The organism is Bradyrhizobium monzae (genome assembly GCF_021458635.1).
In the GTDB taxonomy this organism is placed as follows: Bacteria; Pseudomonadota; Alphaproteobacteria; order Rhizobiales; family Xanthobacteraceae; genus Bradyrhizobium.
The window spans coordinates 202,999-227,139 of the sequence record NZ_JAIRDQ010000001.1 but is presented as its reverse complement, the minus strand read 5'-3'; the positions used below and the strand labels follow the sequence as shown (position 1 = coordinate 227,139).

General features: G+C 65.1%; 27 protein-coding genes. 14 read left to right on the top strand and 13 right to left on the bottom strand.

The features are described from left to right. Positions 1–38: 38 nt before the first annotated feature. Entirely contained in the window at positions 39–1,052 is a 1,014-nt protein-coding gene (locus K3F49_RS01205; RefSeq protein ID WP_234678965.1) for a zinc-binding alcohol dehydrogenase family protein, read from the bottom strand. A 121-nt stretch (positions 1,053–1,173) separates the two neighbouring features. Between K3F49_RS01205 and K3F49_RS01200 the strand changes: the two genes are divergently transcribed. Beyond that, positions 1,174–1,557, top strand: coding sequence for a winged helix-turn-helix transcriptional regulator (locus K3F49_RS01200; RefSeq protein WP_234678964.1), 384 nt, complete (start codon positions 1,174–1,176; stop codon positions 1,555–1,557). 39 nt (positions 1,558–1,596) lie between these two features. Here K3F49_RS01200 and K3F49_RS01195 read toward each other — a convergent pair whose 3' ends face one another. Further along, positions 1,597–3,213, bottom strand: a complete 1,617-nt coding sequence (locus K3F49_RS01195; RefSeq protein WP_234678963.1) for an OprO/OprP family phosphate-selective porin — start codon at positions 3,211–3,213, stop codon at positions 1,597–1,599. 315 nt (positions 3,214–3,528) lie between these two features. Between K3F49_RS01195 and K3F49_RS01190 the strand changes: the two genes are divergently transcribed. The 4 genes from K3F49_RS01190 (at position 3,529) to K3F49_RS01175 (ending at position 7,886) form a co-directional block, all read left to right on the top strand. Then, complete coding sequence (locus K3F49_RS01190) at positions 3,529–4,932, top strand: DegQ family serine endoprotease (RefSeq protein ID WP_234678962.1); 1,404 nt, start codon at positions 3,529–3,531, stop codon at positions 4,930–4,932. Then, entirely contained in the window at positions 4,929–6,263 is a 1,335-nt protein-coding gene (locus K3F49_RS01185; RefSeq protein WP_234678961.1) for a replication-associated recombination protein A, read from the top strand. The genes K3F49_RS01190 and K3F49_RS01185 overlap by 4 nt, the downstream gene beginning before the upstream one ends. A 79-nt stretch (positions 6,264–6,342) precedes the next feature. Further along, complete coding sequence (locus K3F49_RS01180; protein WP_234678960.1) at positions 6,343–6,660, top strand: HigA family addiction module antitoxin; 318 nt, start codon at positions 6,343–6,345, stop codon at positions 6,658–6,660. Further along, a complete protein-coding gene (locus K3F49_RS01175; RefSeq protein WP_234678959.1) occupies positions 6,657–7,886 on the top strand; it encodes an RluA family pseudouridine synthase in 1,230 nt (409 codons plus the stop codon). Before K3F49_RS01180 ends, K3F49_RS01175 begins: the two co-directional genes overlap by 4 nt. Positions 7,887–8,033: 147 nt before the next feature. Here the strand turns inward: K3F49_RS01175 and K3F49_RS01170 are convergent, their stop codons facing one another. After that, positions 8,034–8,480 carry a hypothetical protein gene (locus K3F49_RS01170; RefSeq protein WP_234678958.1) on the bottom strand — a complete coding sequence of 149 codons (447 nt, stop codon included), beginning with the start codon at positions 8,478–8,480 and terminating at the stop codon, positions 8,034–8,036. An 89-nt stretch (positions 8,481–8,569) separates the two neighbouring features. Here K3F49_RS01170 and K3F49_RS01165 point away from each other — a divergent pair, with 89 nt between their 5' ends. The 3 genes from K3F49_RS01165 to K3F49_RS01155 are packed head-to-tail and all read left to right on the top strand — an operon-like array spanning position 8,570 to position 11,304. Continuing rightward, entirely contained in the window at positions 8,570–9,364 is a 795-nt protein-coding gene (locus K3F49_RS01165) for an ATP12 family chaperone protein (protein ID WP_234678957.1), read from the top strand. A 54-nt stretch (positions 9,365–9,418) separates the two neighbouring features. Continuing rightward, positions 9,419–11,044, top strand: a complete 1,626-nt coding sequence (locus tag K3F49_RS01160) for a flagellar hook-length control protein FliK (protein WP_234680550.1) — start codon at positions 9,419–9,421, stop codon at positions 11,042–11,044. Further along, the gene (locus K3F49_RS01155) at positions 11,041–11,304 is read left to right on the top strand and encodes an EscU/YscU/HrcU family type III secretion system export apparatus switch protein (RefSeq protein ID WP_234678956.1); all 264 of its coding nucleotides are present in this window, start codon (positions 11,041–11,043) and stop codon (positions 11,302–11,304) included. Before K3F49_RS01160 ends, K3F49_RS01155 begins: the two co-directional genes overlap by 4 nt. A gap of 165 nt (positions 11,305–11,469) precedes the next feature. Here the strand turns inward: K3F49_RS01155 and K3F49_RS01150 are convergent, their stop codons facing one another. From K3F49_RS01150 to K3F49_RS01140, 3 genes are all read right to left on the bottom strand, one after another. Beyond that, on the bottom strand, positions 11,470–12,462 hold the full coding sequence (locus K3F49_RS01150; protein ID WP_234678955.1) for a dienelactone hydrolase family protein: 993 nt from the start codon (positions 12,460–12,462) through the stop codon (positions 11,470–11,472). Between the two features lie 71 nt (positions 12,463–12,533). Further along, positions 12,534–13,130, bottom strand: coding sequence for a hypothetical protein (locus tag K3F49_RS01145; RefSeq protein ID WP_234680549.1), 597 nt, complete (start codon positions 13,128–13,130; stop codon positions 12,534–12,536). Between the two features lie 161 nt (positions 13,131–13,291). After that, entirely contained in the window at positions 13,292–13,696 is a 405-nt protein-coding gene (locus tag K3F49_RS01140) for a DUF4260 domain-containing protein (RefSeq protein WP_234678954.1), read from the bottom strand. Between the two features lie 149 nt (positions 13,697–13,845). Between K3F49_RS01140 and K3F49_RS01135 the strand changes: the two genes are divergently transcribed. Together K3F49_RS01135 and K3F49_RS01130 are read left to right on the top strand one after the other, a co-directional pair. After that, positions 13,846–15,378, top strand: coding sequence for an acyl-CoA carboxylase subunit beta (locus K3F49_RS01135; RefSeq protein WP_234678953.1), 1,533 nt, complete (start codon positions 13,846–13,848; stop codon positions 15,376–15,378). 108 nt (positions 15,379–15,486) lie between these two features. Next, positions 15,487–15,834, top strand: coding sequence for a hypothetical protein (locus tag K3F49_RS01130; protein ID WP_234678952.1), 348 nt, complete (start codon positions 15,487–15,489; stop codon positions 15,832–15,834). 15 nt (positions 15,835–15,849) lie between these two features. Here K3F49_RS01130 and K3F49_RS01125 read toward each other — a convergent pair whose 3' ends face one another. The 3 genes from K3F49_RS01125 to K3F49_RS01115 form a co-directional block, all read right to left on the bottom strand. Then, on the bottom strand, positions 15,850–16,002 hold the full coding sequence (locus K3F49_RS01125) for a hypothetical protein (protein WP_234678951.1): 153 nt from the start codon (positions 16,000–16,002) through the stop codon (positions 15,850–15,852). 93 nt (positions 16,003–16,095) lie between these two features. After that, positions 16,096–16,737 carry a glutathione S-transferase family protein gene (locus K3F49_RS01120; RefSeq protein WP_234678950.1) on the bottom strand — a complete coding sequence of 214 codons (642 nt, stop codon included), beginning with the start codon at positions 16,735–16,737 and terminating at the stop codon, positions 16,096–16,098. Positions 16,738–16,871: 134 nt separating this feature from the next. Beyond that, on the bottom strand, positions 16,872–18,830 hold the full coding sequence (locus tag K3F49_RS01115; RefSeq protein WP_234678949.1) for an alpha/beta hydrolase domain-containing protein: 1,959 nt from the start codon (positions 18,828–18,830) through the stop codon (positions 16,872–16,874). A 251-nt stretch (positions 18,831–19,081) separates the two neighbouring features. Between K3F49_RS01115 and K3F49_RS01110 the strand changes: the two genes are divergently transcribed. Continuing rightward, positions 19,082–19,387, top strand: a complete 306-nt coding sequence (locus tag K3F49_RS01110) for a twin-arginine translocation signal domain-containing protein (RefSeq protein ID WP_234678948.1) — start codon at positions 19,082–19,084, stop codon at positions 19,385–19,387. Positions 19,388–19,508: 121 nt separating this feature from the next. Here K3F49_RS01110 and K3F49_RS01105 read toward each other — a convergent pair whose 3' ends face one another. The 3 genes from K3F49_RS01105 to K3F49_RS01095 all read right to left on the bottom strand — a co-directional run bounded on the left by K3F49_RS01105 (position 19,509) and on the right by K3F49_RS01095 (position 21,787). Further along, on the bottom strand, positions 19,509–19,754 hold the full coding sequence (locus K3F49_RS01105; RefSeq protein WP_234678947.1) for a GCG_CRPN prefix-to-repeats domain-containing protein: 246 nt from the start codon (positions 19,752–19,754) through the stop codon (positions 19,509–19,511). 204 nt (positions 19,755–19,958) lie between these two features. Continuing rightward, positions 19,959–20,966 carry an alpha/beta fold hydrolase gene (locus tag K3F49_RS01100; RefSeq protein ID WP_234678946.1) on the bottom strand — a complete coding sequence of 336 codons (1,008 nt, stop codon included), beginning with the start codon at positions 20,964–20,966 and terminating at the stop codon, positions 19,959–19,961. A gap of 122 nt (positions 20,967–21,088) precedes the next feature. Continuing rightward, positions 21,089–21,787 carry an ArsR/SmtB family transcription factor gene (locus K3F49_RS01095; protein WP_234678945.1) on the bottom strand — a complete coding sequence of 233 codons (699 nt, stop codon included), beginning with the start codon at positions 21,785–21,787 and terminating at the stop codon, positions 21,089–21,091. A 164-nt stretch (positions 21,788–21,951) separates the two neighbouring features. Here K3F49_RS01095 and K3F49_RS01090 point away from each other — a divergent pair, with 164 nt between their 5' ends. From K3F49_RS01090 to K3F49_RS01080, 3 genes are all read left to right on the top strand, one after another. Then, positions 21,952–22,260: an NIPSNAP family protein gene (locus K3F49_RS01090; protein ID WP_234678944.1), complete on the top strand. Its 309-nt coding sequence runs from the start codon at positions 21,952–21,954 to the stop codon at positions 22,258–22,260. A 36-nt stretch (positions 22,261–22,296) separates the two neighbouring features. Beyond that, positions 22,297–22,647, top strand: a complete 351-nt coding sequence (locus K3F49_RS01085) for an antibiotic biosynthesis monooxygenase family protein (RefSeq protein WP_234678943.1) — start codon at positions 22,297–22,299, stop codon at positions 22,645–22,647. Between the two features lie 91 nt (positions 22,648–22,738). Further along, positions 22,739–23,548, top strand: coding sequence for an isocitrate lyase/PEP mutase family protein (locus K3F49_RS01080; protein WP_234678942.1), 810 nt, complete (start codon positions 22,739–22,741; stop codon positions 23,546–23,548). A gap of 118 nt (positions 23,549–23,666) precedes the next feature. Here the strand turns inward: K3F49_RS01080 and K3F49_RS01075 are convergent, their stop codons facing one another. Further along, complete coding sequence (locus K3F49_RS01075) at positions 23,667–24,083, bottom strand: hypothetical protein (protein WP_234678941.1); 417 nt, start codon at positions 24,081–24,083, stop codon at positions 23,667–23,669. Positions 24,084–24,141: the final 58 nt, after the last annotated feature.

The window sequence follows — 24,141 nt, the reverse complement described above, 5'->3', positions numbered from 1 at the left end:
CGCGCCTTTGCCCACCGAAGTCGCTACGAGGCCTGCGCCTACCACCCCTCCAGCACGATCTTGCCGCGCGACTTGCCGCTCTCGAGCAGCGCGTGCGCGCGCTTGAGGTTGGCTGCGTTGATCGTGCCAAAGGTCTGGTCGAGCGTGGTGCGCAGCACGCCCTTGTCGATGAGGTCGGCGACGTCATTGAGCAGGTGATTCTGCGCGATCATGTCAGGCGTCTGGAATGAGGAGCGCGTGAACATCGATTCCCAGTGCACCGATATCGCCTTGCCCTTGAACGTGCTCATGGTGAACTCGGGCGGATCGTCGATCAGGCCGAACCTTCCCTGCGGCGCCATGAATTCGACGATGTTCTTGTAGTGCTGGTCGGTGAAGGTGAGGCTTGCCACCAGTGCGACCGGCGGCAGCTTCAGTTTCTCGATCTGCTCCTTCATCGGCTTGCCGTGATCGATCACGGCGTGCGCGCCGAGGTCGAGGCACCATTTTTGCGATTCCGGCCGCGCCGCCGTCGCAACCACGGTGAGACCGGTGAGTCGCCGCGCGAGCTGGATCAGGATCGAGCCGACACCTCCGGCGCCGCCGGTGATGAGAAGCGTCCGCGGATCGACGCTCTTGCCGGGGACTGCGCCGAGACGATCGAACAACAATTCCCAGGCGGTGATGGAGGTGAGGGGGAGGGCGGCTGCTTGCGCGAACGACAGCGACTTCGGCTTGTTGCCGACGATGCGTTCGTCGACCAGGTGGAATTCGGAATTGGTGCCCTGGCGCAGGATCGAGCCCGCGTAAAACACCTCGTCGCCCGGCTTGAACAGCGTGACCTCGGGGCCGACGGCATCGACCACGCCGGCCGCGTCATAGCCCAAAATCTTGGTCTCGCCCTCGGGCGGGGCGGCACGCTTGCGCACCTTGTAATCGACCGGGTTGGCCGAGATCGCCTTCACCGCGACGCGGATGTCGCGTCCCTTGGGCTCGGGTTTGGCGGTCTCGAAATCGATCAGCGCGTCCTGATCCTCGATCGGAAGCGACTTCTTGTAGCCGACGGCCTTCATGGCTTGTCTCCATCAGATGGCGTATTCGCCTGCCGCTCTAACTGTCGCCCTAGCTCCCATTTGGCAAGTACTGTAAATTCGGGGATATAGTCCCTGTTTGGATACTATTGGGAAAGCACGTATGAAACGTCGCAATTTTGCCCGTCGTCCCGGCTGCTCGGTCGAGGCGACGCTGGACCTGATCGACGGCAAATGGAAGGGCGTGATCCTCTATCACCTCCAGGGCGGCACCCAGCGCTTCGGCGAATTGCGCCGCGTGATGCCGGGCATCACCCAGCGTATGCTGACCAAGCAGCTTCGCGCGCTGGAGGAGGACAAGCTCGTCATCCGCAAGGTCTATGCCGAAGTGCCGCCGCGGGTGGAGTATACGCTGTCCGAACTCGGCGAGAGCCTGCGGCCGGTGATCGACATTCTGAAAACCTGGGGAGAGAGCCACCAGCAGCGGCTGTCCTGCGCGCCGGCGCCCAAGGTCGAGCCCGTCAAGAAGCCGCAGCGCGCGGCTTAACCTCCGGGAGCGGCCATGCCGCCCCCGGATTTGTTCGCGTCAGAATGCGAACTGCGTGCGCATTGCCACGGCATCGAAGTTCGAACCCGTATTGGCGAATGCAGTCGGCGGCAGCGTCTGTTTGGAGACGTTGCCATGCAGGTAATCGAGCATGAAGCGGACGTTACCATTGACGTACCAGTTGAGCGCAAGCGTGTAGATGTTCTGGCGCCCGCCCGCGACGCCGTTGGCGCTCGCAAGCTGATCATTGAGGTCGATCGTCGAGAAGCGTGCTGCGATTTCCCACGCTCCCCAGCCGCCGCCATCGAGCGAGAACGGATGCGCCGGCTTGACGCCGTTATAGGCTGCGTTGGCTGCGTTGTAGGTCCGGCCCTCGCCGGTCAGCACATAACCGGCTTGCGCATAGCCGCCCTGGAATTTCAGGCTCGGCGCGCTGACCAGCGGCACGCCGGTATTGGCGGTGCGGTCGACATTGTACCAGAAGTACTCACCCTGGACGATGAACGAACCGTAGGTCGCAGCCGCTTCGACGCTGTAGACCTGCGCGCCCGAGACATTGGCGATCGCGCCCGTCGACACCAGCGTGGTCGGGTCGAGCCGCAATTCCGGACGATCGCTGAGCGTGACCGTCTGCGTGTTGGCGATGAGGTTACGCGGCGGCTGGATCAGCCATTGCGCGTCGGCACCGATATGCACCGAGTAGTCCTTGCCGCTGATGGGATTGCCGGCAACACGCGCCACGGCGCCATATTGCTCGCTTGTGCCCGCCGGTGCCGCGGCTGAAGCGGAGTGGATTGCGCCCGTCGCGGGTCCGGTGACATAGGCGCCGATCCAGAGCTGATCGTTGAACCAGCGCGTGCCGGCTGCCGAGCGGAAATCGCCGGCGGCGATGTTGGTCGCGATGATGTCGGCCGATGCACGCTCCATGAACATGATGTCGTTGGAGCTGGTGGCCTCGTCCAAGGTGTAGGGCACGTCCATGATGCCCGCCTCGACCGCCATCTTTCCGCCGAATGGCTTCAACCCCGTATAGCTCAGATACGCGTTTTCCACGCCGGATACGCCGCCGCCGGGCACCGATCCCGGAGCCGCGCCGCCAAACCCGTCCGACGAGCCGCCGAAATCGTAGACCAGCGCGAAATTCCAATCGTTGAAGAATTTTCCGGCGAGGCCGATGCGCGCGCGGCGGACGTTCTCGCCGCTGTCGAGCCTCTGCGGCACGGTGGCGGCCGTGTTGGGACGATAGTCGTAACCGCCAACGTCCCAATGCACGCGGCCGGTGATCGCGACGCAGTTTGCGCCGTCGGCGGTGCAGATGGTCGGCCGGTTGTTCGGCATCGTCACGATAACACCGGATAACGCCGGCGCGCCTTTGACCGGATATGCCGCATTGGCGTTGGCGACGACGGCCTTCGCCTCCGAGCGTGCCTCCGCCTTCGCTTCAGCCTTTGCCTCGGCTCTGGTTTTTGCCGCGGCCGCCGTGTTCGCGGCGGTCTGGTTCTGGAGCTTGTCGAGCTTTTGCTCGAGCATCTTCAACTGTTGCTTCAGAAGCGCGATCTCCTGATCGCTGTTGCTTGCCGATTGTGCCTGAGCCTGCGAGGCCGCCAGCGCGCCGGCGAGACCAATCGCCACGGCTGCATTTCTTGTCCTGCTCACGTCACCACTCCATTGGTTTGACCAACTTCCCCAAGTCGCAACAGGAGAGCCTAAGAATGATCGATGACTGTCCCGCGACGGCGCGTCACGGCTGCGATGGTTCCCGCTGATGTAATTTCGCCGCAGCCGAATCCGCCAACGCCCAGCATGCAAGATGATGTCTGTCATGCCAATGTGCGGCGACCGCAAATCGTCATTTTGCACGCACGGCTTGCACGCCGGTGACACCGGGAGAGGGCCGAATATTGCCCCCTCGCGCCCTTCTATTGGGGCGCGAACGCGCCTATATTCCGGCGTCTTTTCCATGAGGTAGGAATGTTTCGAGCGAACTGGACCGCCGTCGTCACGGCATTGTGCATAGCCTTTTCGGCCCACTTCAGTCCGGCTGCGGCGCAGGACCGTCGTGTCCCGTCGTCGCCGGCCGAACTGCGGCTGTCCTATGCGCCGATCGTGCAGCGGGTGCAGCCGGCGGTCGTCAACGTCTATGCGGCCAAGGTGGTGCAGAACCGCAATCCTCTGCTGGACGACCCGATCTTCCGCCGTTTCTTCGGCGGTGGCCAGCAGCAGGAGCAGGTGCAGAGGTCGCTCGGCTCGGGTGTCATCGTCGATTCCTCCGGGCTCGTCGTCACCAACGTCCACGTCATCGAGGGCGCCGACCAGGTGAAGGTGTCGCTGTCGGACAAGCGCGAGTTCGAGGCCGAGATCGTGCTGAAGGACTCCCGCAGCGATCTCGCGGTGCTGCGCCTGAAGGACACCAAGGAGAAATTCCCGGCGCTCGAATTCACCAATTCGGATGAGCTGATGGTCGGCGACGTCGTGATGGCGATCGGCAACCCCTTCGGCGTCGGCCAGACCGTGACCCACGGCATCATCTCGGCACTCGCGCGCACGCAGGTCGGCATCACCGACTACCAATTCTTCATCCAGACTGACGCGGCGATCAATCCCGGCAATTCCGGCGGCGCGCTGGTCGACATGAACGGCCGGCTTGCCGGCATCAACACCGCGATCTACTCGCGCTCCGGTGGCTCCCAAGGCATCGGTTTTGCGATCCCCGCCAACATGGTGCGCGTCGTCGTCGCGTCCGCCAAGGGCGGCGGCAAGGCGGTGAAGCGGCCATGGCTCGGTGCAAAGCTGCAGGCGGTGACACCCGAGATCGCCGAGAGCCTCGGCCTGCGTTCTCCGTCTGGCGCGCTGGTCGCGAGCGTCGTCCCCAACGGGCCCGCCGCGAAGGCGGGGTTGAAATCCTCCGACCTCATCACCGGCATCGACGGCCAGGCCGTGGACGATCCGAACGCGTTCGACTATCGCTTCGCCACCCGCCCGCTCGGCGGCACGGCGCAGATCGACGTGCAGCGGGCCGGTAAGCCGGTGAAGCTGGCCGTGGCGCTGGAGACCGCGCCGGATACGGGACGCAACGAGCTCGTTGTCACCGCGCGCTCGCCGTTCCAGGGCGCGAAGGTCTCGAGCATCACGCCTGCGGTGGCCGACGAGCTGCATCTCGATGCCGATACCGAGGGTGTCGTCATCACCGAGCTCGGTGACGACTCGCCGGCCGCTCAGGTCGGCTTCCAGAAAGGCGACATCATTCTGGCCGTTAACAACCAGAAGATCGGCAAGACCGGCGACCTCGAGAAGGTGGCAGCCGTGAGCCAGCGGCTCTGGCGCATCACGCTGGTGCGCGGCGGTCAGCAGATCAACGTCACGCTGGGCGGATGAGTCCGAAACGACCACAGGAGACGCCAACTCTCTTTGCCGCGGCGGGGCTCGATCACGAGGCCCCGCATCCGCTGCCGGATCGCTTACGGCCGCGTGCGCTGTCGGAGGTCGTCGGCCAGGATCACATCCTCGGCCCAGACGGTGCGCTGACGCGCATGCTGGAGACGCGCACGCTCGGCTCGCTGGTGTTTTGGGGCCCCCCCGGCACCGGCAAGACCACGGTGGCGCGGCTGTTGGCGGATGCGACCGATCTGCATTTCGAGCAGATCTCCGCGGTGTTCTCCGGCGTCGCAGACCTGAAGAAAGCGTTCGACGCCGCGCGTGCCCGCCGCGAGATGGGCAAGGGCACGCTGCTGTTCGTCGACGAGGTGCATCGCTTCAACCGCGCCCAGCAGGATTCGTTTCTGCCGGTGATGGAGGACGGCACCGTCGTGATGGTCGGCGCCACCACCGAAAACCCGTCCTTCGAGCTCAACGCGGCGCTTCTGTCCCGCGCGCGCGTCCTGGTGTTTCGCTCGCTCGATGCCGCCGCGATCGAAAGGCTATTCGCGCATGCCGAGCAGGTCGAGGGCCGCAAGCTGCCGCTCGATGAAGAGGCACGCGCCGTGCTGGTGCGGATGGCCGATGGTGACGGCCGCGCCTCGCTGACGCTCGCTGAAGAGGTCTGGCGTTCGGCGCGAGCGGACGAGATTTTCAATGCCGCGCAGTTGCAGGACATCCTGCAACGCCGCGCGCCGATCTACGACAAATCCGCCGACGGCCATTACAATCTGATCTCGGCCCTGCATAAATCGGTGCGCGGCTCCGATCCCGATGCCGCGTTGTATTATCTCGCGCGCATGTTGGACGCCGGCGAGGATCCGCTGTTCCTCGCCCGCCGTGTCGTGCGCATGGCGGTCGAGGACATCGGCCTTGCCGATCCGCAGGCGCTCGTCATCGCCAATGCGGCGAAGGACGCCTTCGACTTCCTCGGCCATCCCGAGGGCGAACTCGCGATCGCGCAGGCCGTGGTCTATCTCGCCACCGCGCCGAAATCGAACGCGGTCTACACTGCCTTCAAGGCTGCGATGCAGGTCGCAAAACAGGCCGGCTCGCTGCTGCCGCCAAAGCACATCCTGAACTCGCCGACCAAGCTGATGAAGTCGGAGGGCTACGGCGCAGCCTACGAATACGACCACGATACTCCCGACGCCTTCTCCGGCCAGGACTACTTCCCGGAAGCCCTGGGTCGCCAGACCTTCTACGACCCGCCCGAGCGCGGTTTCGAGCGGGAGATCCGCAAACGGCTGGACTACTGGGCCAAGCTGCGCAAGGAGCGGGGCGAGAAATAAGGCATCGAAGCCTGCCCCCAGGACGTGTATTTACGGTTTACGTAACGCGTAAATCTTGCTAATCCGCCTAGGAATTCCTATGCCCCATACACCCATACATCCCGGCGAACAGCTCGCCGAAGAGCTGCGCGAAATCGGCATCACGGCCGCTGAGTTGTCGCGCCAGATTGAGGTGCCGGTCAATCGCATCACCGGCATCATTAACGGGCAGCGCGGCATCACCGCCGACACTGCGCTGCGCCTGGGTCACTGGTTTGGCACCAGCCCGCAATTCTGGATGAACCTGCAACAGCAATATGAGCTGCGGCTGGCGGAGAAGGAGGTAGGCGCGGAGGTTGCGTCGCTGCCCCGTCGCGCCAACGCGCAGTCGACACGAAAGCTTGGAAAAACCGCATGAGCCGCCGTATCAAGAGAATGAATCCAAAACCCCGCGAGCGCGATGAGCGCAAGGAGGCGCGCCCGTTCAAGGCGCGCAGCACGAAGACAGCCGGGCCGCGGCCGGGGGCCAAATCCGGTGCGAAGCCGCCGCGCTTTGCGGGCGAACGCACTGAGCGGCGCGCACCCCGGGCTGCAATTGAAAAGGCTGCACTGGAAACGTCCGCACCGGCAAAACCGGTTGAGGCGCTGCTGCCGACCAAGGTGCAGACCGTCAAGGTGACGGCCGACGAGAACAACATGCGCGTCGACCGTTTCCTCGAAGCGCGCTTTCCTGGCCTGTCGTTCTCTCACATCCAGCGCGTCGTCCGCAAAGGCGAGCTGCGCGTCGACGGCAAGCGGGTCGACAGCAAGGACCGGCTGGAGGAGGGACAGAGCGTCCGCATTCCGCCGCTGAAGCTCGACACGCCGAAGGCCGTCGGCGAGCTGTCGGAAGGCGCGCAAAAGACGCTTGTCGCGTTGAAGGAGATGACGATCTACGAGGACGACGATGTTCTCGTGCTGAACAAGCCGTTCGGGCTTGCGGTGCAGGGCGGCTCCGGCACGACGCGGCACATCGATCAGATGCTGGAGGTGATGCGCGATTCCAAGGGCCAGAAGCCACGGCTTGTGCACCGGATCGACAAGGATACGTCGGGCTGTCTCCTGATCGCCAAAACGCGCTTTGCCGCTTCGCATCTGACCGGCGCGTTCCGTTCCCGCTCGGCGCGGAAAACCTATTGGGCGCTGGTGCCGGGCCTGCCGAAGCCGAAGCAGGGCCGGATCTCGACCTTCCTCGCCAAGGAGGAGAGCGAGGACGACACCATCATGCGCATCGCGCAGCATGGCGACGAGGGTGCGAGCCACGCGGTGACGTACTACGCGGTGGTCGAGACCGCCGGCAACAAGCTGACCTGGGTGTCGCTGAAGCCGGTGACGGGGCGCACCCACCAGCTACGCGCCCACATGGAGCATATCGGCCATCCCATCGTCGGCGATCCCAAATATTTCAACATCGAGAACTGGCAGCTGCCGGGCGGCCTGCAAAACCGGCTGCATCTGCTCGCGCGCCGCATCGTCATCCCGCATCCGCGCGGCGGCTTTATCGACGCCACCGCGCCGCTGCCGCAGCATATGCAGCAGTCGTGGAATCTGCTCGGGCTGGATGCCAGCCGGTTCGACCCGATCGAGAACGCGCCGGAGGAGTAGGGTCGGGCTTCGCGCATACACACGCGATTTTGCTCCGTCATTGCGAGGAGCGAAGCGACGAAGCAATCCAGACTGCTGCCGCGGTGAGATTCTGGATTGCTTCGCTTCGCTCGCAATGACGGTGGAGATAGAAGTGGCTGGCCTATCTCAATTCCGAAACTGCTCCAGAAACATCCGCAAACTGTCATGCGGACTCTCGATATCCGTGATCAGCCAGCCCTCCGGACCGTTGATCAGGATGAAGTTCAGCGCGACCTTCCGGCCGTGATTGTCGAAGTTCGCGGCAACATAGGTCTTGTCGTATTGCCTGCGGATGATCGCGATCGCGACCGGGCCGAGCTTCCAGCTCGGGCTCTGCACCAGGAAATCATAGGGCTCGGTCCGAGGATCGTTCCACGCCTTGCGCAAGGACGGGTCGAAGAACTGCCGGGTGGTCGCCTCATCCCGCGGCAGACCCTTGGACAGCTCCGGTGCGCCCTCGCCATAATAGCCGTAGACGTTGCGGACCAGCGATTCCGGGGTGCGAAAGCCGGCCTCGGCCGCGGCCAGCCAGAGCCCGGCGAACAGGGCCGCAATGCCCGCAAGTTCCCTCATGACCGCTCGCTTTATCGGCCGCCGATCTTACCTTAAAAGCCGATCTTACTTCAAAAGCCTGCATTCAGCGGCGGAGACCGAAAACTCACATGCGCGAATTGTTCGAAGAAGCAGCCGGGCAGCCCCCGCCGGATCCAAGGGAATCGGCGCGTGCGTCCGCACGGACACCGCTGCGCAAGCGCTTCTACAAGGAGGTGGGCGTCGCGGAGGCCGAGGGCGGATTCGGCGTCACGCTCGACGGCAAGCCGATCCGCACGCCCTCCGCCCGCCAAGTGGTGATCCCTTCGCGGGCACTCGCCGATGCCGTGGCCGCGGAGTGGGCTGCGCAGGGCGAGGCGATCGATCCCGTGACCATGCCGCTGACGCGGATCGCCAATAGCGTGGTCGAGGGCGTGGTCGACCGCGTCGAACTCGTCACGGATGACCTCGCAAAATATCTCGAGACCGACCTGCTGTTCTACCGCGCCGGCCACCCCGAGGGGCTGGTCGCCCGCGAGGCCGCGCAGTGGGACCCCGTGCTGTTCTGGGCCGCGGGGGCGCTGGGGGCGCATTTCATCCTGTCCGAGGGCATCATGCACGTGAAGCAGCCGGACGAGGCGTTGCGTGCCGCCCGCGCCGCGCTGCCGGCGGATCCCTGGTCGGTCGCCGCCCTCCATATCGTCACGACCTTGACCGGCTCGGCGCTGCTGGCGCTGGCGCTGGCCCATGGCGTGCGCGACGCCGGCCAGGTCTGGGCCGCCGCCCATGTCGACGAGGACTGGAACATCGACCAATGGGGCGTGGACGAGGAGGCGGCTGCCCGGCGGGTTACCCGCTTGCGGGATTTCGAGGCCGCCGTAGCGGTGTTGGCGGCCGTTAACCCGCCTCCGGCCAAAGGTCCTTAACGGGAGGTTTACGACGGAGCCTTAGGGTGGGACCAGCATTCCCCGGGCCCTGATATCGTGACGCCGATAAGCTCGATCGTTCCCGCCAGTGCCGCCAGCCCCGTGGCTGATGCGGCGACGCCTGATCTCGTGCTGCAGGCCGGCAGCGTCATCGATGCCAAAGTCGTCAGCGTGCTCGCCGACAATCTAGTACGGATCGCGATCGCCAATCTCTCGATGGACGTGATGTCCGAGGTCTCGCTGACACCCGGACAAAATCTTCAGCTCGCGGTGTCGCAGAACGACGGCACCATCCGGCTCGCCGTCGTCAACGGGGCAGGCGAGGCGAGCACGGATCAGGTCACGCTGACGCCGACGGCGGCCTCGCTGGTTGACAGCCCGCCGCTTGCGCCGTCGGTCAATTCAGCCCGCAATCCCCTGACGCCGACCGAGCAGATCGCCGTCACCGCAGCATCGGCCGAGGCCGTGACCAAACAGGGCAGCCAGGCGCCGCTGTTTGCCAATCTGGCGTCCGTCGTGACCGGCAGCGATCTGCCGGTCGGCCTGAAGCAGGCCGTGCTGGATGTGCTGGCGCAACAGACGCCGCTCAACTCCGCGCTTGATGGCGGCGATATCGAATCCGCCTTTCAGAAATCCGGCCTGTTCCTCGAGGCCTCGCTTGCCGCGGGCACGACGTCGCCGTCAGGCGCGGTGCCCGATTTGAAAGCGGCGCTGCTGGTGCTGCGCCAGACGCTGGCCGCAACGTCAGGCACGCTCGAGACCGCCGCGCCACCGACACAGGCCGTTGCGGTTGCGACCAACGCCGTCGCCACGGCGGAGGCCGCGAGCTCGCCACCTCAAGCTGCAGGCGAGGCAGTGCAAGCGCCGCTGCCTGACGCAGAGATAGCCCAATCGCCGCAAATGCAGCGCAGCGCCGATGTCGTGACCGCCGTGCTTGCCGATATGGTCGACGCACCGCAGGCAGGACTGCCCCGGACGATCCCCGCTGGCCTTGCCGCGAGCCTGCTGCAAGAGGTCACGCAAAATCTGCCACGCCTGACCGGGAATGTGCCGGGCTCCACCAAGGCCGTGCCGGATGGTCACGCCTTCGAAGCGGCCGTGCGTACGACCACGCCACCGCCGTTTCGCGGCGCATTGCCGTCGCCGCAAGCGATCGCCTCGCCATCGCTCACAGCTGACACGTCGCTTGCCGCGACCGTGCATCGCCTGCTCGACGACACCGATGCCGCGATCGCGCGGCAGACGCTGTTGCAGGTGGCCTCGCTGCCCGACCGCGTCGATGCCAGCGGGCATCGCATCGACCCGGCCGTGCCGCAGTGGAATTTCGAGATTCCGTTTGCGACTCCGAAGGGCACCGCGATGGCGCAGTTCGAGATCTCGCGTGACGGCGGCAACGAGCAGGCCGATCCCGCCAAACGCGCCTGGCGCGCGCGCTTCACGCTCAATGTCGAGCCGAGCGGACCCGTGCACGCTCTGATCACGCTCAATGGCGACAAGACTTTTGTGCGGATGTGGGCCGAGCGGCCGGCGACGGCGCAGCAGCTCCGCGCCGGGATCGGCGAGCTCAATCAGGCGCTGACCAAAGCCGAGCTCAAGCCCGGCGACATCGTCGTGCGCGACGGCACCCCGCCGCAAGCACCGCCGGCCCGTGCCGGGCATTTCCTGGATCGCGCCACATGAGCGAGGAGTCCAAGCTCGCAATCGCGCTGCACTACGAGAAGGGCAGCGGCGCGCCTGTCGTCGTCGCCAAGGGCAAGGGCACGATCGGCGCCAAGATCGTCGAGATCGCCAAGGCCAACGATATCCCGATCGAGGAGAACGAGACCCTGGCCGGCGCGCTCTCCAAGGTCGAGCTCGGCGAGGAAATTCCCCCTGATCTCTACAAGGCCGTGGCCGAGGTTCTCGTCTTCGTGCTGCGGCTGTCGGGCCGGGCGCGCTAGCGGACTACGCTCGTCATTGCGAGGAGCGCGCGACAAAATTGCGATGCCGTAGGGTGGGCAAAGGCGCGTAGCGCCGTGCCCACCATCTCTATACCGTAATCGACGATTGGTGGGCACGCTGCGCTTTTGCCCACCCTACGACATCGGTGCAGGTCGGGCAGCTCCTTATCCCAGCTTGAACAGCGCCTGTAAAAACTCCGCCACCGCCTTCCGCGACTCCGCGGCGGTGGCGGGATTGCCGCCGACATGCGGGCTGAGCTCGACGCAAGCGTCCTTGTAGGTGAAGGGCGCGTTGGTATCGCCGTTCATCAGCACGCCGCCGTCGCCTTCCCTGATATGGCAGTTGCGCACGGTCTGCGCGTTGGCGGAGACCGTGACTGTGTTGACCCCGAGCAGGCCGCTGTCGAAGCCGTGCGCACTGTCGGGATATTCGGTCAGCACGACGTCGCGCCCGGCGGCCTTGAGCCGCTCGACGAAAGCCTTGCAGCTCTTCACGGGGTTGTAGTCATCAGGCGCGCCGTGGAAGATGCGGATCGGGCGTGCCGCAACCTCGGTGTCGGTCTGGTACGTCGTCGAGCAATCCGGATAGAACGGAATGTAGGCGGCGAACTGCACGCCGGACTTGTTCCAGAGCTTGTTGAAGCGGTCGAGGCTCGCATACAGAGCCGCCTGTCCTCCGCGTGAAAAACCCATCAGCACGATGCGGTCGGGGTCGACGCGAGGATGCTTCGCTAGGATCTCGAGCGAGTGGTAGATGTCGATGATCAGATTGAGCCGGCCGAGCAGGGCCTGGTTCGGCCCCGTCACCGTCAGCCCGCGGCCGGTAAAGCCGTCGATCACGAAGGTCGAGATACCCATGGCGTTGAATTCGTGCACCCAGGCTTCCGTGGTGGCGCCGACGCCACTCGAGCCGTGCATCAGTACCACGACCGGCATCTTGCCGGTGCCCTGCGCTACGCGAAATTCACCGGCGACCGTGACCGGCTTGCCGGCCGCGGCATCACCGCTGAGGAATTGCTGGTCCGAGAGGGTGAGCGACGGGATCGGGAAGATCTCGGTCCGGGCCGGAGCGTCCTTGGGCAGGGATTGAGCGCCGGCGAGTGCGGTTGAAGCGCAAAGCGCAATGATCGCTGTCGCGACGCGGAATACCACGGGCATCGGATTCTCCCTTATGATTTTTGGGAAGTAGATCAACCGGAGTGTGCGCTGTCAATTTGCGCGCGGGCGCATCATGCCTTGTCGGCCGTCTTCTTCGTCGTCAGCGCCTGGTCGATGGCGAAGCCGCCGATCTCGCTCATCGCCTGCGAGACCACGTCGCCCTTTCGTGCGAAGCCGCTCGAGAGATAGTCGAACTGCGTCCGCGCCAGCCGCAGCGCCTCGATCGGCACGGAGACGACGGTCTCGTTGAAAGCGTCGACGGAGGCGCGCAACGTATCGAGCTCGGTGGTGAGGTTGCCGATATGGCTTTCGGCATCCTGCATCAGCCCGAGCAGTTTTCCGCGCTCGGTGTCAAATGTAGCGCGCTCGGCCGCCGCGGCCGCGGTCACCTCCGCAAGCTGCGTCCGCAGCGCGGCGATTTGGCTGATCATGGCGTCGGACGCGAGCTCGGCGGCCTTGTGCCGCTCGGCAAGGCGCTTGCTCTCTTCCTGCTGTTCGTGAAACAGCCGCTCGGCCGACATCGCCCGGTGCGACAGCGACTCGATCAGGCTTGCCGCGCGCAGCAGCATCTCGCCGTTCCGCCCCGACACCATGCTGGCCATCCGCCGCAGGAAGCCGGTGGTCTCGGACGCGCTGTTCGGGGGCAGGGGAACGACCGTGGCGGACATGAGGTGATGCTTGCAGCCGGACGTGATGACCGCCGCCGTACCGACTGAGCTCACGCAACATTCGGCGCCTGATCGAAACGAGAGCAAGCCTGAATCGGCGGGCCCGGTCAACCGGCGCGGCGCGACAAAATGGCGGCCATCCCGCGGCCAATTGCGAGAGGTCAGGCGTCCGTCTGCCGGCCGATCCGCCCCAGATGGGTGAAGCCGAAGCCTGCGGAATATTTCAGGCCATAGCCCAGCGCCCGGTCGATGCCAATATGGGCGAGCCAGATCAAGGCGATGGACAAAGTGAGGGGCGAAGCGAAGCCGAAACCCAGCGTCAGTAGCGTCACCGGCGCCATGTAGCTGTGGGCGGCGTTGTAGACCATCGCCCCGAATCTGGCGTCCGACAGGTACGCCAGGAAGCTCAGATCGGGCACGAAGAACAGCAGGGCAAAGACCAGCCAGGAGCCGCCCCAGGCCGCGTAGAGCATCACCATCCCAATGAACAGGGTCAGCCCCTCCAGCCGGAGCAGGATCTTGACGCCGCCCGTCACAGCGCCGGTCTCGACAGCTCTCTCGTCCATGATCACCTCCCAGGCAAAACTTTGTAATTCCTTGCGCTTTCACGCTGCGGCAAGGCAGCCCTGCGGCGCCGAAAGCCGCTTCCCGGCCCGCAAAATGCCGTGTTAGAACCCCCGGCAATCGCATTTAGGCTAAGAACTGGCGGGAGCAAATGAAGAACATTCTGGACGCCCTTGAAGATCGTCGTGCCGGCGCGAAGCTCGGCGGCGGCGAGAAGCGCATCGAGGCGCAGCACGCCCGCGGCAAGCTGACCGCCCGCGAGCGCATCGAACTGCTGCTCGACAAGGGATCGTTCGAGGAGTTCGACATGTTCGTCGAGCACCGTTCCACCGAGTTCGGCATGGAGAAGAACAAGGTGCCCGGCGACGGCGTCGTCACCGGCTGGGGCACCGTCAACGGCCGCAAGACGTTTGTATTCGCCAAGGACTTTACGGTGTTCGGCGGCTCGCTGTCCGAGACCCACGCGCTGAAGATCACGAAACTCCAGGACATGGCGATGAAGGCGCGGGCGCCCATCATCGGCCTCTACGACGCAGGCGGCGCGCGCATCCAGGAGGGCGTTGCCGCGCTCGCCGGCTATTCCTACGTGTTCCGCCGCAACGTGCTCGCCTCGGGCGTGATCCCGCAGATCTCCGTCATCATGGGCCCCTGCGCCGGCGGCGACGTCTATTCGCCGGCGATGACCGATTTCATCTTCATGGTGAAGAACACCAGCTACATGTTCGTCACCGGTCCCGACGTGGTGAAGACCGTGACCAACGAGGTCGTCACCGCCGAAGAGCTCGGCGGCGCCTCGGTGCACGCCACGCGCTCCTCGATTGCGGACGGCGCCTTCGAGAACGACGTCGAGACGCTACTGCAGATGCGGCGGCTGATCGACTTCCTGCCGTCCAACAACAGCGACGGCGTGCCGGAATGGCCGAGCTTCGACGACATCGGCCGCGTCGACATGTCGCTCGACACGCTGATCCCCGACAATCCGAACAAGCCCTACGACATGAAGGAGCTGATCCTGAAGGTCGTGGACGAGGGTGATTTCTTCGAGATCGCCGACTTGTTTGCCAAGAACATCGTCACCGGCTTCGGCCGCATCGCCGGCCGCACCGTCGGCTTCGTCGCCAACCAGCCGATGGTGCTGGCCGGCGTGCTCGACTCGGACGCCTCGCGCAAGGCGGCGCGCTTTGTTCGTTTTTGTGATGCCTTCAACATCCCGATCGTCACTTTCGTCGACGTGCCGGGCTTCCTGCCGGGCACCGCGCAGGAATATGGCGGCCTGATCAAGCACGGCGCGAAACTGCTGTTCGCCTATTCGCAGTGCACCGTGCCGCTGGTCACCATCATCACCCGCAAGGCCTATGGCGGCGCTTTCGACGTCATGGCGTCGAAGGAGATCGGCGCTGACATGAACTACGCCTGGCCGACCGCCCAGATCGCGGTCATGGGCGCCAAGGGGGCGGTCGAGATCATCTTCCGCTCTGACATCGGCGACCCCGACAAGATCGCCGCGCGCACCAAGGAATACGAAGACCGCTTCCTGTCACCCTTCATCGCCGCGGAGCGCGGCTACATCGACGACGTCATCATGCCGCACTCGACGCGGAAGCGGATTGCGCGGGCGCTGGCGATGCTGAAGGACAAGAAGGTGGAAACGCCGGCGAAGAAGCACGACAATTTGCCGTTGTAAGGGGAGCGTAGGGCGGATTAGCGAAGCGTAATCCGCCAACCTTTTTCGACATGCACGCGGCGGATTATGGCTGCGCCTGATCCGCCTACAATCGGTATGCTCAATCCGATGACCGAAGACGATCCGACCGACGAAATCTCCGACATCGAAGATCGGATCGAGCGACTCGCCGAGATCGCCGAGCGGTGCCGGAAGTACATTTTGGCGTCCAAGATCGCGATCGGCAGCGGTGCGGCGCTGCTGTTGGTCACCATCCTCGGACTGTTTGGATTTGGCCAGACCGCAGCACTCGGCTCGATCGCTCTGGTGCTGGGCGGCGTCGTCTCGCTCGGCTCGAACATCAGCACGTTGCGGCAGACGGACGATGCGATTAATGCTGCGGAGGCTCGCCGCGCGACGTTGATCGGCAGGATCGATTTGCGCGTGGTCGCCGATACGCCGATGAAGCTGGTGTGAGGCGCGCGACGTGGTTTAGGCAGCTGTTCTCAGCTTCAGTTCCTGCAACTCCGCGCGGCATTCGGCTGCGAACGCCTGGAGGCGTTCGGCGGTCTGCTGGTCGAGGATCGCCTTTGCCAGCCGTTCGGCGCGGGCTACTTGCTCTCTGAGATAGTCGATGCGGGCCATGTGTCACCTTCCGCCGGGATAATTTGAGGCAAATTGCTTCGTTCCAGTGGCGCTCAGCGTATGGCTAACCCCGGGTTAATGATGTGCGGTGGGTCACACCGCGCGCGCCGCATCTGCCGCTGCGAAATGCGCCATCTGGGCCGCGTGGGCTTTTGCGAATGCCGGACGGCCCGTGGCGCGCGCGACGTAGGTGCGGCAGGCAGGGCTGTCGGCGAGCCCGCCGAAACGCTCGACGACGCGCAGCACGTCCGCCATCAGGATGTCGGCGACGGAGAACGAGCCGGCCAGCCATTCGCGGTCGGCCAGCACCGCCTCCATGCGCTTCAGGCGAAGCGTGATGAAGTCGTCGAAGAATTTCGATCCCGGCTGGCCCATGAACTTCAGCATCGTCCACGGCAGGCTCGCCATCTCCACCGAATTGAGCGCGGCAAACACCCACTCCGTTGCTTCGTTGCGGCGTCGCGGATCGGCCGGCAGCAGGGCGTCGCTGAGCCTGCCGAGATGCAGCAGGATTGCGCCGGTCTCGAAAATCGAGAGATCGCCATCGGTCAGCCATGGCGCCTGGCCGAACGGCTGGTGCGCCAGATGCGCGGGCCCGCGGTCGTCGAACGGCGTGCTGGCGACGCGATAGGGCAGGGCGCCTTCTTCCAGCGCCCAGCGCACCCGGAGGTCACGGACATAGCCACGCGGCGGCGGGGGAACCCAGTCGTAGGTGATCAAGGTGAGGTCGGGCATGCGGTGTCTCCGTGCTGTCTCAGGCATAGGACGGATGAAGGCGCCGCGTTCCGACAGGCCCATCTGATTTTTTCGCAAGGTGGGCAAAGACGCCCTTGCGGCGATCGCCGTCCGCTTGGCAGCTGTGCGCGCGATCACTGTCCAAGCTTCGCCAGCCTGCCATGCTTCGCCGCCTCAACCGCGCGGTCCGCATCCTCCGGCAACAATATCCGCTCCGCGACCTGCCGCGCCGCCTCACGCTTCACCGCAGCGACATACGCGCCGTCATCGGCATAGCGTTCCGCAATCGACAGCCTGGGGTCGTGCACTTCTTTCCGCGCGGCTTCGGTCGGCGCGAACGGCACCACTGCGCCCTGCAGCGGATAGAGCGCTGTCGGGCCAAATCCTATCGCGCGCGGATTCCAGGCGGTGTAGGTCGCGCGCGGCACGGCGAGTGCGAGCTGGCGGATGCCCGCGATGGCCATGCCGTCATCGTCGGCCTTCGGCACGAACACGGGATAGCGCCCGATTTCCTTCGGCGGCAGCACGCTCTGGTCGGAGAAGGCGGCGAGCGTATGGATGCCGGCATAGGGCAGGCCGGGGATATCGGTCGGCACGGCGCCTTGCGCCGCGACCAGCGTGCCGTGGGCACGCATGGGGACGCGGCTTGCGGGCGGTTTTGTGCCGTCGCTGATCCAGGCGTTGAGGTCGGTCAGGAGCGCGCGCATAGGCCCGCCCGCATGCATCGGGTTTTGCGGCAGCGACATTGCGGGCAAGCCCTTCTTCATCACGTCGGCGGCTTCCGCGAAATGCGGCGTGCCCGCGATCATGTAGGCGCGGACATTGTCGGGGAGGTCGAGGTGATTGCCGGCGAGGTCGGTGACCAGCAGCGAGGCGTGCGAGGCCCACCATTCGTGCTCGCTGTCGGTCTGCATCACCTTCGGGCACGTCGCCGAGAGCGAGCAGCGGCGCAGCACGCCGTCGGTCTTGCCAGAATAGGGATCGCTCAGCGTCGCATAGGTGAACGGGAAAAGATCGGCCTGCCACGCCGGGTCCTGCATGTGGCGCGGGTTGCGGCCGGGCTGGCCGAAGCGGACATTGGTCGCCATCCGCCGCGTGCCGGCGACATGCGGCATCAATCCGTCGAACACCATACGGCCCTGAAGATCCTCGTTGAAGCCGAGATAGAGGAAGTCGCGCAGGAAGCGGCCGGATTGCGAGACGCCGAAGCCGATGGCGCGGCTGACCGACGGATGCAGGCCGTCGAGCAGCGGGTTGGCCTGTGTCTCGTCGTGACGAAGGAAGCTGACGACGTCGCGCACGGCCGCAAAACCCATGCCGAGCGGCACCGGATCGCGCGCGGTGTAGGTGATCTCGTAGAGCGCGCCGGCGTCAAAGCCGTCGGGCCGGGTGATCTCGACCGTATTGGGATCGACGAGCCTTGCCGCGAGGCCGGGCGGCGTCTGCCGCGCATCGGCCCAGGCGGCGCGCACGGTGACGTTGAGGTTGGCGGCGTCCGCCGCGGGCCAGGTCAGGGTCGCGCGCGCCGGGTTGGTCGTGTTGTCGAAAATAACCTCTTCCCGGGCAGGGCCAGTGACGGTCTTGATCACCGGTGCGGTCATCGCAAGTTGTCCCGGCTTGGAGGGAATGTCGCCCTGCCAGCCGACCCAGACCATCGTAAAACCTTGCCGGTGCAGGAAGCCGATGCCGGCGTCTTCGGCCTTGTCGGCATTGTTGGCGCCGGGCTGGGCGGAATCGTCGAACAGTTGCGGCGCGAGTTTTCTGCCGCGATTGGGTACGTCCAGCAGCAGCGTGCCGTTGCCGTGCGTCGGATCGGTCGGCCTGAGGATCACGACATCGGCGGTGGCTTCCACCTTGCCGTCGGCGTTGCGCGGCGCCAGTGCGAGATCGGTGATGATGGCGTTGCGATCGTCGGCAGGGTTGAGCGCGAAGGTCGCGCGCGCGGTGATGCGCTCATAGCTGCCGACAGTGCCAAAACTTCGCCCGGCGAAGGCGGGCACGCGTTCGGTGATATCGAAGCGGACGATCTCGGCGCGCGAGGCGAGGGGAAAGAGGCTGGCGATCGCGATGAGGCCCGTGATGATCCTGCGCATGGCCGGTCCTTCCCTGATGTCGCGCGCTCGTCATGTTCCGTCGCGCGGGCTTTTTGTTGCCGGCACTATAACCAGCTATGGCCCGAGGTGAAGCGTTCGCGCGAGACGCTGGTGCTGGCGCAGGAATTTGCGACGTAGTGCGCCTCCCTGACACCTTTGCAATGAACCTGAACGACCGATTCAGCGGCAGTTCATGTCGCGAGCCCGACACTTCCCTTCGCATCATGCAACGTGCTCGAGAGGAAGACATCATGGAACGCCGCAATTTTCTCAGACTGGCTATCGGCGCCGCGGCCGGTGCGGCTGCATTCACCGCCGCCGCGCAGGCCGCGCAGGCCGCGCCGCTGGCGCCGCAGCCGCTCGGCAATGGCGGCCTGCCGTTAGCCCATCCGGATGCGCATCCCGCCGTCACCACCAGCGAGGAAGCAGCCCAACTCAAGCCCGAGCAGGTGCACTGGCGCGGTCACGGCGGCTGGCATCACCGCCACTGGGGCTGGCGCCACCGCCATTGGGGCTGGCGCCGTCGCTGGCACCGCCGCCACTGGCGTCACTGGTAATGCCGCGACCGGACTGAAAAAGGGGATCGCAATCGCGATCCCCTTTTTGCTTTGCCTCAGGGCTCTCAACGACAACGGCCGCGCAGCTTTCGCCGCGCGGCCATTTCGCAAGTGCGAGAGATCAGAACGGACGGCAGCGGCCGGCGTACCAGCGGAAGCCATAGGGGCACACGCGCGGGCGCACGACGACGACCGGCGGGGCTACCACGACCGGGGCGGGGGCCACGACGACCGGACCGCGCATCGGGCGGCAGCCGCCATAGGCGCCGCGGTACCAGCCCGGGCCGCAACCACCGGCGGCGCTGGCCGCCTCGCTGAAACCAACGACCGCGCTGGTGAGCATCACGGCGGCGAACAGATATTTCATTATCGTCTTCCTCTCGTCCTTGGGGGCAAGTGTCTGGGTAAGTCTCTGGGGGCTGCGCGCTTGGGGCGCACAATGAATCAAAAGATACGATTCGACATGTTAATTTTTGCGACATGTCGGCACGGCGCGTGCCAAACATGCCAATCATGACCTGAATGCGGCATGAACATTTCCGGCATAGGGCTTCACGCGACAATGACGACGCTAGCGGCCGAGAAAGCCCAGCACCAACTCCTTGTACTTCTCGGGCGCCTCGAGGAAGACGAGGTGGCCGGTGTCCGGAATCACTTCAGCCCGCGCATTCGGCATCTTCGCCGCGAACGCTTTTGCCAGCTCGGCGTTCTGCCCCATCCTGGGCCGCAGCGCCTCGGGCGCATTCGGCCGGCCCGGTGCGTTGTGATCGTCGGCGCCCATGATGAACAGTGTCGGCTCGGTGATGAGCGGAATCTCGTGCGCGACCGGCTCGCGATAGATCATCTGGCCGGATGAGACGAAGGCACGCAGCCAGCGCGGATAATCGGGGCTGCCCTTGATGTTGAAGCGGGCGTCGATGAACGGCGTGATCGCGTCGCCCGGCAGCTTGATCGCGTAATTGGTCAGGAGCTGCTTGCGATAGCCGTCGGCGGTGAGCTTGTCCTCGGTCTCGACGATTTTCTCGGTCGGCGTCGGCGGCACGTAGAGGCGGTAGTCCTCGAGCCCGATCGGCGCGGTCAGCACCAGATGCGCGACGCGGTCCGGATAGGCGCGGGCGATGCGGACGCCGAGCATGCCGCCGAGCGAATGCGCGACGACATCTGCCTTGTCGATCTTGAGATGGTCGAGCAGCGCGATGGTGTTGCGCGCCAGATTGTCGAAATGCAGTTCGCCCGCAGGCTTGGAGGATTTGCCGAAGCCGACCTGGTCCGGAACCACCACACGATAACCGGCGTCGTTGAGCATCTTGATGACAGGCGCCCAATAGCTCGACGGGAAATTGCGTCCGTGCAGCAGCACCACGGTGCGGCCGTTCGGCTGCGCCGGCGCGACGTCCATATAGGCCATGCTGAGCTGCTCGCCGTCGTTCACGACCGGGAGCAGGTGCACGGGATAGGGATAGGCAAAGCCTTCGAGCGCGATGCCATAGGGCTCGCGTTGGGGCGCGTCAGCGGCGTAGGCGGTGAGCGGGGAAGCGAGCAGGGCGGCGGCGAGAGCGGCCCGGAGGATGCGGATCATGGAGGTCTCTGACGGTCACGGAACGACCGTTCGCATAAGCGCGTGGATGGCCGGGTCAAGCCCGTCCGTGGCGAAAGCCTGCGTACACACGCGATTGTGTGCCGTCACGCATTCTTGCGTGATCAGTCCTTTCCATTTCCGAACAGCGCTGCAAATTGCTTCTCGCCAGTGCGGGTGAAATTCACCACGCGGCTGCCGGGGGTGGCGTCGCGCGCGGCCCAATTCAGCTCGGCAAAGCGCTGCATCATCGCGGCGCCCAAGGTGCCCGCGAGATGGTGGCGTCGTTCGCTCCAGTCGAGGCAGGCCTTGCAGACCGGACGGCGCGGATGGCTGAGCATGTCCGGCGAGATCTGCAGATTCCTGGCGAGGAAGCGCTCGCCCTCGGCGGTGAGCTCGATGTCCTGCTTCTTCTGCCTGACCAGGTTTCGCGTGCGCAGCGAATCCAGCATCTGCACGCCGAGATCGCCGGCGAGGTGGTCGTAGCAGATCCGCGCGCGCCGCAGCGCCGGATCCTTCGGCCCGGTGCGCACGCGCATGTGCCCGGTGCGTGCGGCAAGGCCGGCAAGGCCTTCGAGCACGCCGGCGACGTCGTCGTCGGTGAGGCGGTAGTAGCGGTGGCGGCCCTGTTTCTCCGGCTCGACCAGCCCGCCGGCCTCGAGCTTGGCGAGATGCGAGCTCGCGGTCTGCGGCGTGATACCGGCCTCCTGCGCGAGCTCGCTTGCCGTGAGCGCGCGTCCGTTCATCAGCGCCGTGAGCATGTTGGCGCGGGCGGGGTCGCCGACCAGCGCGGCGACCATGGCGATGTCGGGTCCTGATTTCATGCTTCGATGGTAGCCGAAGCATTGTAGTCGGGCAAGCGCGTAGGTTCTCACGACGTCGTCATTGCGAGGAGCGAAGCGACGAAGCAATCCAGGCTGCCTCCGCGGTGGGATTCCTGGATTGCTTCGCTGCGCTCGCAACGACGGAGCAAACAGGAGAATCCATCATGTCCGTCACCGTCTTCATCCGCTACCAGCTCGATCCCTTCAAGCGCGCGCAGTTCGAGGAGTATTCGAAGCGCTGGCTCAGCATCATCCCGAAATGCGGTGGCGACCTGATCGGCTATTTCATGCCGCATGAAGGCACCAACAACATTGCGTTCGCGCTGGTCACCTTCGAAAGCCTCGCGGCCTACGAGGCCTATCGCGCGCGGCTGCGGCAGGATGCCGAGGGCATGGCGAACTTCCACTTCGCCGAGGACAACAAATTCATCCTCGCGGAAGAGCGCACCTTCCTGCGCCAAGTGGTCTTGTAAGTGGTACTGTAGGCCATCAGCGAAGAGGAACCGCCCATGATCGCCGTGATTTTCGAAGTCTGGCCGAAGCCGGAACATCGCCAGGACTATTTCGACCTCGCGGCCGATCTGAAGCCGATCCTGCAAACCATCGACGGTTTCGTTTCGGTCGAGCGGTTCGAAAGCCTGACCGATAAGGGTAAAATCCTGTCGCTGTCGTTCTGGCGGGACGAGGCCGCGGTCCAGGCCTGGCGCAACACGATGGAGCACCGCCGTACCCAGGCGAAAGGCAGGGCAAAGATCTTTGCCGACTATCATCTGCGTATCGCCAGCGTGATGCGCGACTACGGCATGAATGATCGCGAGCAGGCGCCGAAGGACAGCCGTGCCGTGCACGACGCGCACTAGCGCTGTCGGGCGCGCACTGGCGCTGCCGGGCGCGCACTGGCGCTGCCCAAAACGCGTGCCTATGTCTGCGCGGCCAATAAGGGAGAGAAACATGCATGTGACAACTGCTGACAAGCGCGCGACGTTCAGGAAGATGCACGAGAGCGGCTGCTTCATCCTGCCCAATCCGGTCGATGTCGGCAGCGCCAAGGCGCTGCAGCATCTCGGTTTCAAGGCGCTGGCGTCGTCGAGCGCGGGCTTTGCCTGGACCATCGGCAAGGCCGACAACCACGTTACCGTCGAGGACGTCTGTCAACATCTGGCAGCACTGAGCTCTTCCGTCGACATTCCCGTGAATGCGGATTTCGAGGGTGGTTTCGCGGTCGAGCCGGACAAGGTCGCCGACAATGTCGAGCGCGGCGTGCGCACCGGCGTCGCCGGCCTGTCGATCGAGGATTCCACCGGCGACAGGGACAAGCCGATCTACGAGCGCGCGCTCGCGGTCGAACGGATCAAGGCCTCGCGCAAGGCGATCGGCGACAGCGGCACGCTCTTGGTTGGCCGCTGCGAAGCATTCCTCTGGGGCGTGACCGACCTCAAGCTCGTCATCGATAGGCTTACCGCCTACGCGGATGCCGGCGCCGACTGTCTCTACGCGCCGGGCCTGAAGACGCGCGAGGACATCGCCGCGGTGGTGAAGGCTGTCGCACCAAAACCGTTCAACCTGCTGATTGGCGGCTCCGGCCTGTCATTGAAAGAAGCCGAAGATCTCGGCGTCCGACGCATCAGCGTCGGCGGCTCGCTCGCCCGCGCTGCCTGGGGCGGCTTCATGCGTGCGGCGAAGGAGATGGCGGAGAAGGGGACGTTTGCCGAGTTGGCCGGCGGCTATCCCGGCGGCGAGCTCAACAAGATGTTCAGCTAGAGCATGCTCCGGAGAAGTGTGCAGCGGTTCTCCGACAAGTTCATGCTCAAACAATAAAAGACAAACAACAGCGGCGGGACCTTTCGATCCCGCCGCTGTTGCACATTGTTGTAAATCGTTACTTCGCGCCATCAGACGGCGGAGTCGGATCTGGCTTCGCAGCAGGCATATCGGGAGCCGCCGGCTTGCTGGGCGCAGCACCCGTGGTCACGCCCGGCGCGGCGTTGTTGCGCGGCGTCACGTCACGCATGCCGGGAGGCGCGGCCGGGTTGGCCGGAGCCGTCTGCTGCGCGGTCTGCGTGGCAGGCGTGTTGCTCGCCTGGTTGCCCGTATTGGAGTTGTTCAAGCCGTAGAACACGGCGCCCAGCACCAGGGCGACGGCCACGGCGAACAGCGCGACCTTGCCGCTGGAGGCGGGGCCTTCACCCAGTTCGGGATCGGCCTGAAGGTCGGCATCCCTGCGCGCCGCGCGAAGGTACTCGTCGTCGGCGAGGTTCGGGCGATACGGATCGTTGGGAAAACGGTCGTCAGCCATCGATTGGGTCTCCTCGTTGATTGCACCCTGACAACCCGTAGATGCGAGATTCTGTTCC